Consider the following 1,825-nt stretch of genomic DNA (forward strand, 5'->3'; position numbering starts at 1 on the left):
AGACGGTCGCCGCCGCGGCGGCCGCCGTGCCCCGTGACGGCTTCACCCTCACCCTCCTGTTCACCAACGACGGCGAGTCCGCCCTGCTCGGCGTGGACGCGGACATCGACGGCGACGGCCAGATCAGCCCCGAGGAGGAGCGCAGCTTCGGCGGTGTCGCGCGAGCGAAGACGCTCGTCGACCAACTCCGCGCGGAGGCGGCGACCGACCGCACCGGAGCTCCCCGCCGGGCCTCGCTGCTGCTGTCCGGCGGGGACAACTTCCTGCCCGGACCCGAGTTCGCGGCGAGCATCGACAAGGGCGCGCCGTACTACGACTCGTTGGCGATGAAGGCGATGGACTACGACGCCTCCATCATCGGCAACCACGAGTTCGACTTCGGTCCCGAGGTGCTCGCCGACTTCATCGCCGGCTTCGACGGCACGCTCGACTTCGTCAGTTCGAACCTCGACTTCACCGCCGAGCCCTCGTTGAACGCCTACACCGAGGACGGCACGATCGTCTCCACCCGGGTGTTCCGCAAGGCGGGTGAGCAGATCGGCATCATCGGGCTCACCACCCCGGACCTGCCGGCGCTCTCCAGCCCGCGCGGCGTGCGGGTGCTGCCGGAACTGGCGGAGATCACCAACGGCCTGGCCGAGGGTTTCGCGGAGCGGGGGGTGACGAAGGTCGTCCTGGTCTCGCACCTCCAGGACATCGACAACGAGTTGGCGCTCGTTCCGGAGCTCTCGGGGGTCGACGTCGTGGTCGGGGCCGGGGGCGGTGAGATCCTCGCCAACGACGGCGACGCGCTGGTGCCGGGGGACGTGGCGGAACGGGAGTTCCCCCTGGTGGAGAAGGACAGCGACGGCCGGGTCGTGCCGGTCGTGACGACCACGGGCGACTACAAGTACATCGGTCGGATCGTGCTGCACTTCGATCGCGCCGGTGACCTGCTCGGGTGGGACGAGGACAAGACCGGGCCGGTGCGGGTCGCCGGTGTCGGCGAGGACGCGGTGGAGCCGGACCCGTGGGTGCGGCGGCACGTCGAGGAGCCGGTGCTGGGCTACCTGGAGAGCATGGCGGAGACGGTCGTCGCGACGAGCGAGGTCCCGCTCGACGGGGTCCGGGAGAACGTCCGGTCGCGGGAGACGAACCTGGGCAACCTGCTCGCGGACGCCGTGCGCTGGCAGGCGGCGGAGCAGGCCGACGAGTACGACGTCCCGGTGCCCGAGGTCGCCATCCAGAACGGGGGCGGCATCCGCAACGGCACGGTGCTCCCGGCTGGTCCCCTCAGCGAGCTGAACACGTTCGAGATCTCGCCGTTCGGCAACTTCGTGTCCGTGGTGCCCGAGGTGCCCCGGGACCGGCTGCGGCAGCTGCTGGAGCGGGGCGTGGCGGCGCTGCCGGGGCAGGCGGGCCAGTTCATGCAGGTGTCGGGGATGCGCTTCACCTACGACGTGGAGCGGACCGCGCAGGTGGTCGAGGCGAACACCGGGGAGATCCTGACACCGGGGGAGCGGGTTCGGGACGTCGTCCTCGATGACGGGACGGTGCTGGTGGCCGACGGGGAGGTCGTGGACGGGCCGGCGGTGTCGGTGGCGGTGAACGACTTCTCCGCCCGGGGCGGCGACGGCTACCCGTTCGTGGGGCTGGACTTCACGGTCGTCGGCCGCACCGACCAGCAGGCCCTCAGCGGTTACCTGCGGGAGGGCCTGGGCGGCACGGTCTCCGCCGAGCGGTACCCCGTCGGCGGCGAGGGGCGCATCACTGCGGTGAGCTGACCGTCATCCGGCCGCCGTGCGGGCGGCCGGGAAACGTGACCGGCGGGCCGGTCACGTTTCCC

1 protein-coding gene is annotated in these 1,825 nt (G+C 71.6%); it reads left to right on the top strand.

Going from position 1 to position 1,825, the window contains the following annotated elements:
* Nucleotides 1–1,763, top strand: a 1,763-nt coding sequence (locus ACTIDRAF_RS0214700) for a bifunctional metallophosphatase/5'-nucleotidase (protein ID WP_016699495.1), incomplete at its 5' end; no start/stop codon positions are given.
* Between the last annotated feature and the right edge of the window lie 62 nt (nt 1,764–1,825).

This window comes from Actinoalloteichus spitiensis RMV-1378, from assembly GCF_000239155.1.
GTDB lineage: Bacteria > Actinomycetota > Actinomycetes > Mycobacteriales > Pseudonocardiaceae > Actinoalloteichus_B > Actinoalloteichus_B spitiensis.